Origin of the sequence: Streptomyces sp. NPDC046862 (genome assembly GCF_040704615.1) — a bacterium.
Taxonomy (GTDB): Bacteria; Actinomycetota; Actinomycetes; order Streptomycetales; family Streptomycetaceae; genus Streptomyces.
Map to the genome: position 1 here is coordinate 111952 of NZ_JBEYXP010000018.1, position 15006 is coordinate 126957.

A 15006-nucleotide genomic window follows, 5' to 3' on the forward strand; every position below is an offset into this window, starting at 1 on the left:
GTGGCCGCCCGGAACGAGGACCGGAACGAGGACCGGCGCGACGCCCGGTACGACGCCGACAACGTGTACGAGGCGCACGAGGCGCACGAGGCGCACGAGGCGCACGAGGCGCACGAGGCGCACGACGCGCACGACGCGCACGACGCGTACGACGGCATGGACGCGCTGATGGCCGCGATCACGGACGACCCCCTGCCCGAAGGGGCCCTGGACGACGCCGTGTTCGCGGCTGAGCACCGGTCCGCGCTGGCCGACGTGGCGCTGCTGCGCGAGCAGTTGGGGCTGATCGGGGAGGCGCTGGTCGCGGACGGCCCCGCCGTGAACGGTACGGAGGCGGAAGCCGTGACCCCGGCGGGGCGACCCGCGGCCGCGCGGCCCGCACCCGGCACCGAGGGCACGCCGCGGCCCGCACAGAAAGCCGACGCCGAGACGGGGCCCTCACCGGCGCCCACCCCGCCGGTGAAGCCCCGCCCGCTCTCCCCCCTCACGACGCGCCCGACCCGTACCGGCCCGACCCGTACCGGCCCGACCCGTCCCAGTCCGAGCCGTACGCGCCCGCCGAGGCGTCGCCCCGCGGCGGTCTCGCTCGCCCTCGGGACCCTCGCCGCCGCAGTGGCCGCCTTCGCGGTCGTCGGGCTGGGGTGGCTGATCGCGCAGGGCGGCGTCGGGGCCAGTGACAGCGGCGCCAGCAGCGCGACCTCGGAGAAGCATGCGGACGACGCGGCCGGGGCGAAGGACAGCGCGACGTCACAGCTCAGCCCGTCGTACGTCGCCTGCGCCCGGCTCCTCGCGGAGGGCACCGTCACGGCCGTCGAACCCGTTCCCGGCACCGGGCAGTCCAGGGTCACGCTGGACGTCGAGCGCTCCTACAAACCGGAGAAGCCGAATAAGTCAGAGAAGTCAGAGAAGTCGGAGAAGCCAGAGAAGCCAGAGAAGCCAGAGAAGTCGGAGAAGCCGGCCAAGGGCGGCGACGAGGTCGTGTTCCCCGTGGACGAGAGCGAGGCCTCCCGCCTGCGCGAGGGCGAGCCCGTCCTGGTCGGCATCCACCGCGACCGGGCGACGCCCGACCTGCTCGTCACCGGCGAGAAGAAGATCGCCCAGGAACGCGCCCGGATCAGCCGGGATCTCACCGAGGCACGCGGCCTGACGTGCGAGGACGGCGGCTGACGCGGACGGCGGGGGACGGCCGGCCCGAGCGGTCCGGGCCGGCTCGTCCCTCGTGGGCCCGGCCGCCGCTTCTCCCTCTGTGTAACGTCTGTGCATGCGCGAGGAGTTGAGAGTGGCGGCGTACGCCGTGTGCGTACGGGACGGGCAACTGCTGCTGGCCCGCTGGGTGGCCCAGGACGGCAGCAAGCGGTGGACGCTGCCGGGCGGCGGCATGGACCATGGCGAGGACCCGTACGACACGGTGGTCCGCGAGGTCGACGAGGAGACGGGATACACGGTCGAGCCGGCCGCCCTGCTCGGCGTGGACTCCGTCAAGCGCCAGTACCCGCGCCGCCTCGGTGCGGTCGCCGACTTCCACGGTCTGCGGATCGTCTACGAGGCCCGCGTCACCGGCGGCGACCTCCGCCACGAGACGAACGGCTCCACCGACATGGCCGCCTGGCACCCGCTGGACGCCGTGCCCTCCCTGGAACGGGTCGAACTGGTCGACGTGGGCCTCGCCCTGTGGCGTGAGCGCCCGTCCTCCGGACACCTGAACGGACCGGTGCCGGACGCCCCTCGGGGATAGGTGCCGTACCCCGACAGATGAACACGGAGTGACAGCCTCCCTTCGGTCCCCCTTACGTTCGGGAAGCCTCCGTGAAAGCGGAGGGTGGTCCAAGATCCACGTACGGTGATCGGCGCTGCCCGTTGCCGCCCAGTTCACGTGCAGGTCATTCCCGGTGCCAACCATCCAGTATGAGCGGGCCGTTCGCGTTTGCGAGCTGTCCGCGACCACTGATGATGCGTTCGCACTCGGGGAGAACCGCGCATGTCGCGCATACGCTCTGTCGCCGCCGCTGCCACCGCTCCGGGCCGCCGTGCCTTCCTCGCCGCCACCGGCGCCGTGACCCTCTCGGCGGGCGTCGGCCTCGCCCTGCGCCCCGGATCCGAAGCCTCCGCCAAGGCCGCCGCCTCCGACACGTCGGCGGTCGCCCTGTCCTCCCGTCAGGCCCCGGCCGCGCCCCTGGCGCCGTACACCCGCGGCACCACCCTCAACTCGGTCGCGGCGCCCCGCGGCGGCTCCGGCTACCGCCGGCTCGGCGACGGCCCGGCCTGGAAGCGTGTCGTCCGCGGCGACCTGGCCGCCCCCAAGTCGGGCCGCGAGAGCCGCCGTACGGCGCTCGCCGCCTTCGTCCAGTTCACCGACCTGCACGTGGTGGACGTCCAGCACCCGCTGCGGTACGAGTACCTGCGCGCGCAGACCGCGAGCGCCTGGCGTCCGCAGGAGGCGCTGTCGGTGGCGGGCGCCGTCTCGCTCGTCGAGCGGGTCAACGCGCTGCGGGGAGCCCCCGTCACCGGCTCCCCGCTCCACTTCGTCATGACGACGGGCGACAACACCGACAACAACTCCCGCACCGAGCTGGACTGGTTCCTGAAGGTGATGAGCGGTGGCCGCATCACCCCCAACTCCGGTGACCCGCGCCGCTACGAGGGCGTCCAGGACAGCGGCCTGAAGCTGTACTGGCAGGCGGACGCCGCTCTGCGCGACTCCGACAAGCAGCTCGGCTTCCCGCGCATCCAGGGTTTCCTGGAGGCGGCGATCCGCGAGGTGAACAGCCCCGGCCTGAACCTGCCCTGGTACTCGACGGTCGGCAACCACGACTCCCTGCCCGGCGGCTGCTACGCCCCCGGCGACTCCTTCTTCGCGGACTTCGCGGTCGGCGGCAAGAAGCTGATGACGCTGGACGAGCAGTCCGGGAAGGCGATCTGGGACAACGTGCAGTCGGGCGGCGACCCCCGGGGAGCCGACTGGAAGGCGATGCTCAAGTCCCACGCCCGGCAGATGCGTTCGGTCACCCCGGACGAGCACCGCGCCCCCTTCACGCCGCTGGAGTACCTCAAGGCCCACCTGGACCCGGCCCACCGCGGCCCCGGCCCGGTCGGCCACGGCTACTCGCAGGCGAACGTGGACGCCGGCACCCAGTACTACGCCTTCCGCATAGCCGACGACGTCATCGGCATCAGCCTCGACTCCACCGACCCCGGCGGTCACTACGAGGGCTCGCTCGGCACGGCGCAGTTGAAGTGGCTGGAGAAGACGCTGAAGGAGAACAAGGACTCGCACGCGATCGTCTTCAGCCACCACACCAGCAAGACGATGCGCAACCTCCGCGAGGACCCGGGCCACCCGGGCGAGGCCCGCCACGGCGGCGAAGAGGTCCTCTCGCTGCTCGGCCGCCACAACAACGTCCTGGCCTGGGTCAACGGTCACAGCCACCGCAACCGGATCACCCCGCACTCGTACTCGGGCGGCGGCTCCTTCTGGGAGATCTCGACGGCCTCCCACATCGACTTCCCGCAGCTCGCCCGAGTGATCGAGCTGGTGGACAACAAGGACGGCACGATCTCCCTGTTCACCACCCTCGTCGAGTCGGCGGCCCCGCACGCCACCGACTTCGCCGACCTCTCCCAGACGGGCCTCGCGTCCCTGTACCGCGAACTCTCCTTCAACGCCCCGGGCTCCCGCACGGACCTCTCGGGAACGTCGGAGGACCGGAACGTGGAACTGGTCCTGCGCAAGGGCTGAACGAACTGGCCGAATCCGGCTCAACCGCCGTACCGGGTCTCAACCCTCACGCGAGCGCCTCGTGTCTCCCCCCTCGACCTGATCATCTAAGGGGGAGACATGGCAGCGCACAGGAGAACGCTCCGGACGTGGCTGACGGCGGTGACGGCCACGACCGCGGCAGCGGCACTGGCCGCCCCGGCGTTCGCGGCACCGGCCAGTGCCTCGACGGCCGGCCACAGCGCGACGCGGGAGGCCATGAACGCCGCCGTCGCGGACGGCGTGCCGGGCGTCACGGCCCGGGTCGAGGACAAGCACGGAACGTGGACGGCCACGGCGGGCGTGGGGAACCTGAGGACCGGACAGCCACCCGGCCCCCGCGACCACTACCGGGTGGGCAGCATCTCCAAGACGTTCATCGCGACCGTGCTGCTCCAACTCGAAGCGGAGGGGGAGCTGTCGCTGGACGACAGTGTGGAGAAGTGGCTCCCGGGCGTGGTGCGCGGCGACGACTACGACGCCGGCAAGATCTCCGTGCGTCAACTCCTCAGCCACACCAGCGGCATCTACGACGTCCTCAAGGACTCCGAGTTCCAACGGAGGGTGTTCAGCGAGGAGTTCCTCGATCACCGCTACGACACCTGGACCGCCGAATCCATGGTGGCCATGGCCCTGCGGAACAAGCCGGACTTCGATCCGGGCAAGGGCTGGAAGTACTCCAACACCAACTACATCCTCGCCGGCATGATCATCAAGAGGGTCACCGGCAACACCTACCGGGACGAGATCCGCCAGCGCATCATCGAGCCTCTCGGCCTGAAAGGCACCCGCTCACCCGGCACCGACCCCCGTCTGCCGCGGCCGCACAGCAGGGGCTACACCAAGTTCAGCAAGGACCCCGGCGCACCGATCCACGACGTCACGGAGTACAACCCGTCGGTGATGGGTGCCTCGGGCGACATGATCTCCACTTCCGCCGACCTGATCCGCTTCAACACGGAGCTGCTGAGCGGCGGGTTGCTGCCGAAGGCACAGCTGTCCGAGATGATGACACCCGCGGAACAGAGCGCGGAGGAACGGAACCCCAGTTACGGCCTCGGCCTGTACCGCTACAAGCTGAAGTGCGGCAAGGTGGTCTGGGGCAACGGCGGCGACGTCCACGGCTCCTCGGCGGCGGCTTTCACCACCCGCGACGGCGGCCATGCCCTGGCGTTCGACTTCAACGGCATGTGGGCGGGCGACGCCGAGACGGTGATCGAGGCGGAGTTCTGCGGCAGGTGAGCAGGAGCCGCTGACCGCGGGAACCTCACCCACAGGCCTGTTCTTGGAGCCGGTCGTTCGCGGAGGCGGTCGCTTCCGGCAGCGCCGCCGCGCCCGGGACGGCCGGCTTGCGCAGCAGGAGCAGGGCCGCGTCGTCGTGCAGCCTGCCGCCCACGTGCGCGAGCAGTTCGTCGTGGAGCGCGGTGAGGGTGCGGGCCGGTTCGTCGGACACGTGGCGTGCCAGCCCGTCGGCGAGCGGGTAGAACGCGCGGCCGTCGTCGCGGGCCTCGGTGACCCCGTCGGTGTAGAGGAGCAGCTGATCACCGTTGGTGAAGGGCAGCACCTGCAGGCGCGGGGTCTCGCCCGTCAGGGCGCGCAGCCCGAGGGGCGGGGCCGGATGGGTGGGCTCCACCGGTGTGACGTCGCCGGACGCGCCGGACGCTCCGGACGCTCCGGACGGGCGGACCAGCAGCGGGGGCGCGTGTCCGCAGTTGACCACTTCCAGCTGCCCCGGGCGCGGGTGTCCGGCGACCACGGCGGTGACGAAGTCGTCGCTGCCGAGGTTGCGCGCCAGGCTCCGCTCGATCCTGCCGACGACGGCGAGGAGATCCGGCTCGTCGTAGGCGGCCTCCCGGAAGACGCCGAGCACGAGGGCGGCCGTGCTCACGGCCGGCAGCCCCTTGCCGCGTACGTCGCCGACGATCAGCCGCACCCCGTACGGGGTGGGCACCAGCGCGTAGAGGTCCCCGCCGATCCGGGCCTCCGCCGCCGCGGCGCTGTAGCGGACGGCCACCTGGAACGGGCCGACCGTCGGCGGTACGGGCCTGAGCAGCGCGTGCTGGGCGGCCTCGGCGACCGAGCGGACGGCCGCGAGCACCCGTTCGCGGCGCCCGCGCAGGGCGCTGGCCAGGCCGCTCGCCAGGGTGACGGCCGTCAGGGCGGACAGCACGGCCGCCAGCTCGTGATCCGGAACGCCGTCCCTGATGCCGAGCGCCGTGCCCAGCCCGGCGGCGAGGGCGCCGACGCACAGGACTCCGCGCGGCCCGCTCGTGGTGGCGGCCAGCGCGGGCCCCGCCGCGAGCAGGTGCAGCCAGATCACTCCCGTCCCGCTGGCGAGGTCGACGAGCACGACGAGTGAGACGATCAGCACGGGCAGTACGGGCGTACCGGCGGCCACCTGTACGGCGGTGCGTTTCCGGGCCGATGTTCCGGGACCGGCCCCCGGGTTCCGGAACGGCCGTGCCGGCCAGTGGTCGTCGCCGACATGGTCTCGGGCCTGGCTCATGGTGTGTCCGCAGTCCTCTTCTGTGCCGTGTGCGCCGCGCGCCGTGTGCGCGGGGCGCTCTCCTGAAATGTCTGTTTCATCCAGTTCATCCAGGAAAGAGGTTCGGGCGGAGAGTCACAAGGAGCGGATTTTCAGATAGTGAGCGAAAGGCTCCTGGTCACGCGGCTCGCGGTCGGCAGCAGCCGCGCCCGGATCTCCTCGATCTGGGAGAGCCGCCCCGCGCGCAGGGAGACGCCGAGTGAGCCGAGCGTGTCCCCGCTGTAGACGGGTACGGCGACGCAGACCGTACCGAGGGCGTACTCCTCCAGGTCGGTGACCGCCGGTGCCACGGGGGAGGAGTCGAGTCGCCGGAGCAGTTCCGGAGGGCTGGTGATGGTCCGGGGCGTGAGGTCGGCGAGAGGGTGCCGGGAGAGATAGTCCTTGCGGGAGTCGTCGTCGAGTTCCCGCAGCACGGACTTGCCCAGCGCGGTGGCGTGCCCGGCGTCGTCGAAACCCACCCAGAGGTCGACCCTCGGCGCCTTGGGGCCGTCGACGATCTCGGCGACCCGGATCTCGCCCTCCTCGTAGAAGGTCAGGTAGGCGGCGGTCGCGAGCTCGTCCCGCAGTGCGGCGAGCGTGGGGCGGACCCGGCTGAGGAGCGCCTGCCCGCGGCCCGTGGTGTGCAGCGTCTGCAGCATGTCGCCCAGGATGAAGCCGCCGTCGTCCAGCTTCCGCACGTATCCGTCGTGGGTCAGTGTCCGCAGCAGGTGGTAGGCGGTGGCCAGGGGCAGCCCCGTGTCACGCGCCAGCTGTTTCGCCGGCGCGCCGTTCTCGTGCGCGCCCACCGCCTCCAGCAGGCGGAAGGCCCGCTGCACGGACGTGATGAGCGTGGGGCCGTCGCGAGCAGCCATGGAACAAGGGTGCGACGATCGCGTCGCGCAGGCAAGAAGCACCTTTCATCCCGTTTGGACGTGAGGAGGGGCCGCCGAACGGGTCGGCGGCCCCTCCTCTCCCCTCCTGCTGCCCCCGGTCGGGCGGGCCCGGCCTACCGGGGGAGCACCACGACGTAGGCCGCCGGCTCGCGGTCCGCCGAGGCCATCAGGGCCGTACGGACGACCGCGGCCTGCTGTTCCAGGGACTCGCGCAGCTTCCTCGGGGTGATGTGGACGACCGTGATGCCCAGGCGCTCCAGAGTCTCCCGCTTGCGGGCGTACTCGGACCAGAGGGCGTCGTTGTCGTGCTGGCGAGGCCCCCGGGTGTCCAGTTCCACGGCCACCGCCTGCTCCGGCCAGTACGCGTCGAGGCCGCCCAGGTGGGGGCCGCCGGGCAGGCGCAGGTCCACGTTCCAGACGGGGTCGGGCAGACCGTACTGCTCGACCATGCGGTAGAGGCGGTGCTCGGCGATCGCGCGGCCCTCGGCCAGGAGGGACTCGACCGCCTCCACGACGTGCGGGCGGTTCAGCAGCCGGGCCTGGGTCAGCTCCCGCACCACCGCGGACGGCTCCGTGTGGCCGACGCGCACCGCCTCCGTCAGCAGGCTGCGTACGGCGCCCGCGTCGGTCAGCTCCGCCACCGCGTCGGCCAGCGCCCGGGCGACCGGGGCGACCGGGAGGCCGGTGATGGGCACCGGGTCGGGGAGTGCGGGCGTGCGCAGGACGCGGGCGCATCCCGTCGAGCGCAGGCGGCGCAGCCGCGGGACGAGGACGTCCACGTGGTCCAGGGAGAGCAGCGGGGGAGTCGACGTGAAGCCGTGCAGAGTGAGGGCGGCGAGGCCCGTGATCATCGCGTCCGTGTACCGGGTGGGGCGGTCGTGCGGCTCGCCGGCGCCCGGCTGGGCGGGCACCCCGACCGGGTCGCGGCGGCGGCCGGCGTACAGCAGGACCGCGTGGAGGCGCTCCTCCGGGGTGGCCGGGCCGGGGTGGAGCAGGTACACGTTCGGGAGGATCTGCTGCCAGGGACCACCGGAGCGGCACTGCTCGTTGGCCTCGGCCTGCGTGACGCCGAGGTCGCGCAGCTGGGCGGTGGTCTGCACGCGGCGGTGGACGTCGGAGTGGCGCAGGTGGCGGGGGGAGATCGGGGTGTTGTTCATGACCCGCAGATTCCCGTGTCCGATCCGTCCTTTAACCGCTGTTACAAGCTCGTCGTCAAATGCGGACAAGACCGCCCTAAAGTACGCGCGTTCGAGTGCCGAGAGTGGCTGGTCCGGACGGGGAACGGAAAAGGTTACGGCTCCGAATACCTGAATTTCGTAACCGCGCGACGGGGGCACCGCGTCAACCTGCGGTGCCCCCGCCCAAGTGCGGTCCGTCGGCGGCTATTTCAGCCCGTCCGGCCGACGGCTACTTCAGCCCGTCCGGCCGACGGCTACTTCCCCGCCGCCGCGTCACACGCCTGCCCCCGCAGCGTCCGTGCCAGATCGTCCCGCGCCTCCAGGACCAGCCTCCGCAGCGCCGGCGGGGCGTCCTCGTGCGCCGACAGCCACGCGTCGGTGGCGTCCAGAGTGGCCGGGGAGTCCTGCGACGACGGGAACAGACCCCTCACCACGTCCATGCCGATCTGGATCGAGCGATCCGCCCACACCCGTTCGATCACCGCGAAGTACTTCTCCGCGTACGGCGCCGTCAGCTCCCGCTGGGAGGGCTGGTCGAAGCCCGCGATCGTGGCCTCGACGAGGGCGTTGGACAGCGTGTCCGACTCCACCACCGTCGCCCACGCCTGCGCCTTCACCGCGGCCGAGGGGCGGGCGGCCAGGCAACGGACCTGGTGCCGCTTGCCCGACGCCGTGTCGTCGCGGGCCAGTTCGGCCGCGAGCACCGACTCGTCGGCCGCCCCGTGCGCGGCCAGCGGCTCCAGGAACGCCCAGCGCAGCTCCTGGTCCACCTCCAGCCCGTCGATCTTGGCCGTGTCCTCCAACAGGCCCCGCAGCAACTGCAGTTCGGCCGGGCTCGACGCGACGGCCGCGACGAAACGGGCCCAGACCAGCTGCTGCTGGCTGCCGGGCTCGGCCAGCCGCAGCTGCCGTACGGCCCCGTCCGCGAGCAGCCGGCCGCCCTCCTCACGCCAGTCGGGCGCCGCGTAGTACGTGAGCGCCGAGTTCGCCCAGGCGTGCAGCATCTGCAGCACACCGATGTCCGACTCCTGCCCGGCGAACCGCAGCACCAGGTCCACGAAGTCCCGCGCCGGCAGGATCGCGTCCCGCGTCAGGTTCCACAGCGCCGACCAGCACAGCGCCCGCGCCAGGGGGTCCGCGATGTCGCCCAGGTGGGCCCGCAGGGTCGCCAGCGAGTTCTCGTCGAAGCGGATCTTGCAGTACGTGAGGTCCTCGTCGTTGACCAGCACCAGCTCCGGGGCCTCCGAGCCCGCCAGCTCGCCCACGACCGTGCGCGGCCCGTCCACGTCCACCTCGGCGCGCGCGTACCGCTCCAGCGCGCCCCCGGCCGCCCGCCGGTACAGGCCGACCGCCACCCGGTGCGGCCGCAGTTCGGGGTGCGACTCGGGGGCGTCCTGCACGATCGCCAGCTCGCCGACCCGCCCCTCGCCGTCCAGCAGCACCTGCGGCGTGAGCGAGTTGACCCCGGCGGTCTGCAGCCACGCCCGCGACCAGGCGGCCATGTCGCGACCGGACGTCTCCTCCAGCACCGACAGCAGGTCACCGAGGCGCGTGTTGCCGTACGCGTTCCGCTTGAAGTACCGCCGCGCGCCCTCCAGGAAGGCGTCCCGGCCGGCGTACGCCACCAACTGCTTCAGTACGGAGGCGCCCTTGGCGTAGGTGATGCCGTCGAAGTTGAGTTTCGCGTCCTCCAGGTCACGGATGTCGGCCGTGATGGGGTGGGTGGAGGGCAGCTGGTCGGCGCGGTACGCCCAGGACTTGCGGTTGTTGGCGAAGGTGATCCAGCCGTCGGTGAACCTGGTCGCCTCGACCATCGAGAAGGTGCCCATGAAGTCCGCGAAGGACTCCTTCAGCCACAGGTCGTCCCACCACACCATGGTCACCAGGTCGCCGAACCACATGTGCGCCATCTCGTGCAGGACGACGTTCGCCCGCCGCTCGTACGACGCGCGCGTCACCTTGCCCCGGAAGATGAACTCCTCGCGGAAGGTGACGAGCCCCGGGTTCTCCATCGCGCCGAGGTTGTACTCGGGCACGAAGGCCTGGTCGTACTTCCCGAACGGGTACGGGTAGTCGAAGTGGTCGTGGAAGAAGTCCAGGCCCTGCTTGGTGACGAGGAAGACGTCGTCGGAGTCGAAGTAGGGGGCGAGACCCTTGCGGCACATCGCGCCGAGCGGGATCTGAAGCCGCGTACCGTCCTCGAAGGTCCGCTCGTAGGAGTCGGTCACGTAGTGGTACGGGCCCGCCACGACCGCCGTGATGTAGGTGGAGATGGGCTTGGTCTCGGCGAAACGCCACACCCCGTCGTGCTGCTCCCCGGTCCCGTTGCTCCAGACCGTCCAGCCCTCCGGCGCGCGCACCTCGAAGCGGAAGGGGGCCTTCAGGTCGGGCTGCTCGAAGTTGGCGAAGACGCGGCGGGAGTCGGCCGGCTCGTACTGCGTGTAGAGGTAGACCTCGCCGTCCTCGGGGTCGACGAAGCGGTGCAGTCCCTCGCCGGTGCGGGAGTAGGCGCACTGGGCGTCGACGACGAGTTCGTTGTCGGCGCCGAGGTCTTCGAGGACAATCCTCGATCCGTCGAAGACCTCGCTCGGGTCGAGGTCCCTGCCGTTGAGGGAGAGGGCCGTCACGCTCGGCGCGACCAGGTCGGCGAAGCTGGTGGCGCCCGGGTCGGCGCAGCGGAAGCGGATGGTGGTGACCGAACGGAACGTGCGCGGCTCACCGCCCGCGTCGCCGACGGCGGACCTGAGGTCCAGCGACACCTCGTACCCCTCGACGGACAGCAGTGCGGCCCGCTCCTGGGCCTCGTCGCGGGACAGATTCTCACCGGGCACGGGCGGCACTCCCTAGGGGTGGTGTTCGGCATGCGGACAGGCCGATCCTGCCATGTGCGCGGGGGCGCGGACAGCGGGCCGTCGGCGCGGGAACGGCGCGGGAATGGTGCGGGCGTGCGCCGGTGTTGCCAGGGGAAACGCCCGTCTTCTGAGGAGAGCCATGTCCGAGCAGTCCCCCGCTTCGACCTCCGGCAAGACCCCCGTCGACTTCTGGTTCGACCCGCTGTGCCCGTGGGCCTGGATGACCTCGCGGTGGGTCCTGGAGGTGGAGAAGGTCCGGGACATCGAGGTCCGCTGGCACCTGATGAGCCTCGCGGTCCTCAACGAGAACCGGCTGGACGAGCTCCCCGAGGAGTACCGGGAGATGCTCGAGACCAAGGCGTGGGGCCCGGTGCGGGTGGTCATCGCCGCGCAGGAGGAGCACGGCGCCGAGGTGCTCGGCGACCTCTACACCGCGCTCGGCACCCGCATCCACAACCAGAGCGAGGGCATCGAGAAGGAGGTCGTGGCCCGGGCCCTGAAGGACGTCGGGCTGCCCGACTCCCTCATGGACCACTGGGACTCCACCCCGTACGAGCCGCAGCTGCGCGCCTCCCACAACGAGGGCATCGAGAAGGTCGGCCAGGAGGTCGGCACCCCGGTCATCGCGGTTCCCGGCTCCGACGGCGAGCAGATCGCCTTCTTCGGCCCGGTCGTCACCCCGACCCCGAAGGGCGAGGAGGCCGCCAAGCTCTGGGACGGCACGCTCATGGTCGCCTCGATCCCGGGCTTCTACGAGATCAAGCGGACGCGGACGAAGGGGCCGGACTTCAGCAACCTGTAGCCTCCGGCGGTCGGGCGGGTCTCGTCTGCCGGGTTCCTGCCGGTGGTCTGGTGCGGGTCCGTTGTGGCTGGTCGCGCGGTTCCCCGCGCCCCTGATGGGGCGCGTTCCTCGCGGGGTGTTGGGTGGGTGCGGCTCCGTTGTGGCTTGGGCGCCCGCGCGTACGCGGCTGCGGGCCGCTGGGGTGAGCGTTTCTGCCGTGGGCGCGCCCATGTGCTTTTAAGGGGCGCGGGGCTGTTTCGATGTGCGGCTCCGCCGCGTGGGCGCGACAAGCCACGACGGACCCGCAGTCGCCGACGGACAGGACACCGTGGACGAGAACGCGGGTCAGTCGATCTCGTCCGGCATCCGCAGCGGCGGCTTGAACCGCTTCTCGTGCAGGAACCTGCGAAGGTTTCGGCACGGCGTCTCGTCAGGGCGGGTCTTGACGCACATCCAGTAGCCGTCGACGTTCCTCGCGTCGATCTCCTTGCGGAGCCAGGCCTCCTGGGCCTTGGTCAGGGGATGGTGCAACTCGGTGGTGCCGCACGTCTGGCAGGACAACTGAGCGGGCTTCGGCATCCCGTAACCATCACCCGGAGCCCTCCCTACCGGAAGCATCCGGCCACGGAAGTCCTCCGAAAGGGGACACGTCGAACCGGAGGACCCCCGCGAGTCACGTCCTCGCGGGGGCCTCCGTTCATCCGCCTGCCCGGTGAGCGGTGAGAAGACGATCACGAGCAGGACGTTTCCTGTCTCTCTCAGGGCGCCGGCAGCAAGACATCCGTACGGGACTTGGCCGCTTCGTAACGCCGGGCGACGTCCTGCCAGTTGACGACCTGCCACATGGCCTCGATGAAGTCGACCTTCTGGTTCCGGTACTGCAGGTAGAACGCGTGCTCCCAGGCGTCGAAGACGAGGATCGGCGTCGCTCCCTGCCCGACGTTGCCCTGGTGGTCGTAGACCTGCTCGACGATCAGCCGGCCGCTCAGCGGCTCGTAGGCGAGGACGCCCCAGCCGGAACCCTGCGTCGTGGCCGCCGCCTTGGACAGCTGGGCCTTGAAGCCCGCGAACGAGCCGAAGGACTCGGTGATCGCGTCGGTCAGCTCGCCCACGCCGTCCACCTCCAGCGGCTCACCACCACCGTCGCCGGTCATGTTGTGCCAGTAGATCGAGTGCAGGATGTGCCCGGAGAGGTGGAAGGCCAGGTTCTTCTCCAGCCCGTTGACCGAGCCCCACGCCTCTTTGTCCCGCGCCTCCGCGAGCTGCTCCAGCGTGTCGTTGGCGCCCTTCACGTACGCCGCGTGGTGCTTGTCGTGGTGCAGCTCGATGATCTCGGGGCTGATCACGGGCGCGAGCGCGGAGTAGTCGTACGGCAGTTCAGGAAGCGTGTAGACGGGCATGGGCGGGTCCCCTCCGACTCTTATTGCATATAGCTTGCAAGAACAAGCTAACAGCAAGAGAGTATGGGGGCATGCCCCAGGCATGCGAAAGGGCCCTCGCACGAAACCGTCCGTCCTCCGTGCGAGGGCCCTGTCAGGGAAGAGCGTCAGCCGCGGGCGCGCGCCCTCTGCCACGCGTAGCCGACACCCGCCAGGACCAGCGTCATCGCGCCCGTCGCGTACAACTGCACCCGGGTGTCCGGCTCCCGCGCCATCAGCACGAAGATCGCCGCCATGCCCGCGAGCGCGACCCACGTCAGCGCCGGGAACGCCCACATCCGCACGACCAGCCGCTCGGGTGTCTCCCGCTCCAGCCGGCGGCGGAGCAGCAGCTGCGAGACCGCGATGAAGATCCAAACGACCAGGATCACGGCGCCGATCATGTTCAGCAGCCAGGGGAAGACGTCGTCCGGCCGCCAGTAGCTCAGCACCACGCAGACGAAACCGAACACGCAGGAGACCAGGACCGCGACACGTGGGACGCCCGAGGAGACGTTGGCCAGCGCCTTCGGGCCCTGGCCCCGGGCCACCAGCGAGTACGCGATGCGCGAGGAGCCGTAGATGTTGGCGTTCATGGCGGACAGCAGGGCCACGAGCACGACCACGTTCATCAGCTGGGCGGCGCCCGGGATGCCGATGTGGTCGAGGGCGGCGACGTACGGGCCCTTGTCGACGACCGCCTTCGCGTTCCACGGGACGAGGGTGACGACGACCGCCATCGAGCCGATGTAGAAGAACGCGATGCGCCACATCGCCGTACGGACCGCGCTCGCCACGCCCCGGACCGGGTTCTCCGACTCGGCCGCCGCGATGGTGACCGTCTCCAGACCGCCGTACGCGAACACCGAGGCGAGCAGGCCGATGACGAGGCCCTCGCTGCCGTTCGGCAGGAAACCGCCCTCGCCGGTGAGGTTGGCGAGGCCCGGGGAGTCCGTGCCCGGCAGGACCCCGGCCACCGCCAGCACGCCGAGCACCAGGAACAGCGAGATCGCGGCGACCTTCAGTGCGGCGAACCAGAACTCGAACTCGCCGAAGTTCTTCACGGCGGCCAGGTTCGTGGCCAGGAAGACGAGCATGAACAGCGCCACCCAGCCCCACTCGGGCGTGTCGGGCAGCCAGCCGGTCACGATCTTCGCGGCGCCGATGCCCTCCAGACCGACGGCCGTGCAGAGCAGCACCCAGAAGGCCCAGCCGGCGGTGAAGCCCGCCCACGGGCCGAGGGCGCGCTCGGCGTGCGACGAGAAGGAGCCGGACGACGGATACGCGGCCGACATCTCGCCGAGCATCCGCATCACCAGCATGACCAGCAGGCCGGACAGCGTGTACGCGACGACGATCGACGGCCCGGCGGCGGCGATACCCGCCCCCGACCCGACGAAGAGACCCGCGCCGATCACCCCGCCCAGGGCGATCATCGACAGGTGGCGCTGTTTGAGGCCATGAGAGAGGGAGGCGTCCGCGGTCGGGGTCTCCGTCGCGGCGTCCTGGGGAGTACGGGGCATGGGCGCGGCTCGTCCCTTACGTCCGGTGGCAAAAACGTCCACAGTGTGGTCGCTCCCTCCTGCCCAGGAGAGGGAGTTTCCAC

12 protein-coding genes are annotated in these 15006 nt (G+C 71.0%); 5 read left to right on the top strand and 7 right to left on the bottom strand.

The features are described from left to right. The 4 genes from AB0959_RS21510 to AB0959_RS21525 all read left to right on the top strand — a co-directional run bounded on the left by AB0959_RS21510 (position 1) and on the right by AB0959_RS21525 (position 4996). A complete protein-coding gene (locus tag AB0959_RS21510) occupies positions 1-1167 on the top strand; it encodes a hypothetical protein (RefSeq protein WP_366828032.1) in 1167 nt (388 codons plus the stop codon). 94 nt (positions 1168-1261) lie between these two features. Further along, a complete protein-coding gene (locus AB0959_RS21515; protein ID WP_366828033.1) occupies positions 1262-1735 on the top strand; it encodes an NUDIX hydrolase in 474 nt (157 codons plus the stop codon). A gap of 243 nt (positions 1736-1978) precedes the next feature. Beyond that, positions 1979-3736 carry a TIGR03767 family metallophosphoesterase gene (locus tag AB0959_RS21520; RefSeq protein WP_366828034.1) on the top strand — a complete coding sequence of 586 codons (1758 nt, stop codon included), beginning with the start codon at positions 1979-1981 and terminating at the stop codon, positions 3734-3736. Between the two features lie 99 nt (positions 3737-3835). Then, positions 3836-4996, top strand: a complete 1161-nt coding sequence (locus tag AB0959_RS21525; protein ID WP_366828035.1) for a serine hydrolase domain-containing protein — start codon at positions 3836-3838, stop codon at positions 4994-4996. A gap of 25 nt (positions 4997-5021) precedes the next feature. Here the strand turns inward: AB0959_RS21525 and AB0959_RS21530 are convergent, their stop codons facing one another. The 4 genes from AB0959_RS21530 to pepN form a co-directional block, all read right to left on the bottom strand. After that, positions 5022-6260, bottom strand: coding sequence for a PP2C family protein-serine/threonine phosphatase (locus tag AB0959_RS21530; protein ID WP_366828036.1), 1239 nt, complete (start codon positions 6258-6260; stop codon positions 5022-5024). A 131-nt stretch (positions 6261-6391) separates the two neighbouring features. After that, entirely contained in the window at positions 6392-7150 is a 759-nt protein-coding gene (locus AB0959_RS21535; RefSeq protein ID WP_366828037.1) for an IclR family transcriptional regulator C-terminal domain-containing protein, read from the bottom strand. A 134-nt stretch (positions 7151-7284) separates the two neighbouring features. Beyond that, positions 7285-8328, bottom strand: coding sequence for a hypothetical protein (locus tag AB0959_RS21540; protein WP_366828038.1), 1044 nt, complete (start codon positions 8326-8328; stop codon positions 7285-7287). Between the two features lie 275 nt (positions 8329-8603). Further along, on the bottom strand, positions 8604-11180 hold the full coding sequence (gene pepN / locus AB0959_RS21545; RefSeq protein ID WP_366828039.1) for an aminopeptidase N: 2577 nt from the start codon (positions 11178-11180) through the stop codon (positions 8604-8606). A 160-nt stretch (positions 11181-11340) separates the two neighbouring features. On the opposite strand from pepN, the gene AB0959_RS21550 reads away from it, so the two are divergent. Next, positions 11341-12003, top strand: a complete 663-nt coding sequence (locus AB0959_RS21550; RefSeq protein WP_366828040.1) for a DsbA family protein — start codon at positions 11341-11343, stop codon at positions 12001-12003. Positions 12004-12327: 324 nt separating this feature from the next. Here AB0959_RS21550 and AB0959_RS21555 read toward each other — a convergent pair whose 3' ends face one another. From AB0959_RS21555 to AB0959_RS21565, 3 genes are all read right to left on the bottom strand, one after another. Beyond that, positions 12328-12561 (bottom strand): hypothetical protein, encoded by a 234-nt coding sequence (locus tag AB0959_RS21555; protein WP_366828041.1) that lies wholly within the window; start codon positions 12559-12561, stop codon positions 12328-12330. A 179-nt stretch (positions 12562-12740) separates the two neighbouring features. Then, entirely contained in the window at positions 12741-13382 is a 642-nt protein-coding gene (locus AB0959_RS21560) for a superoxide dismutase (protein WP_366828042.1), read from the bottom strand. A 146-nt stretch (positions 13383-13528) separates the two neighbouring features. Continuing rightward, positions 13529-14923 (bottom strand): amino acid permease, encoded by a 1395-nt coding sequence (locus AB0959_RS21565; protein ID WP_366828043.1) that lies wholly within the window; start codon positions 14921-14923, stop codon positions 13529-13531. Positions 14924-15006 lie beyond the last annotated feature (83 nt).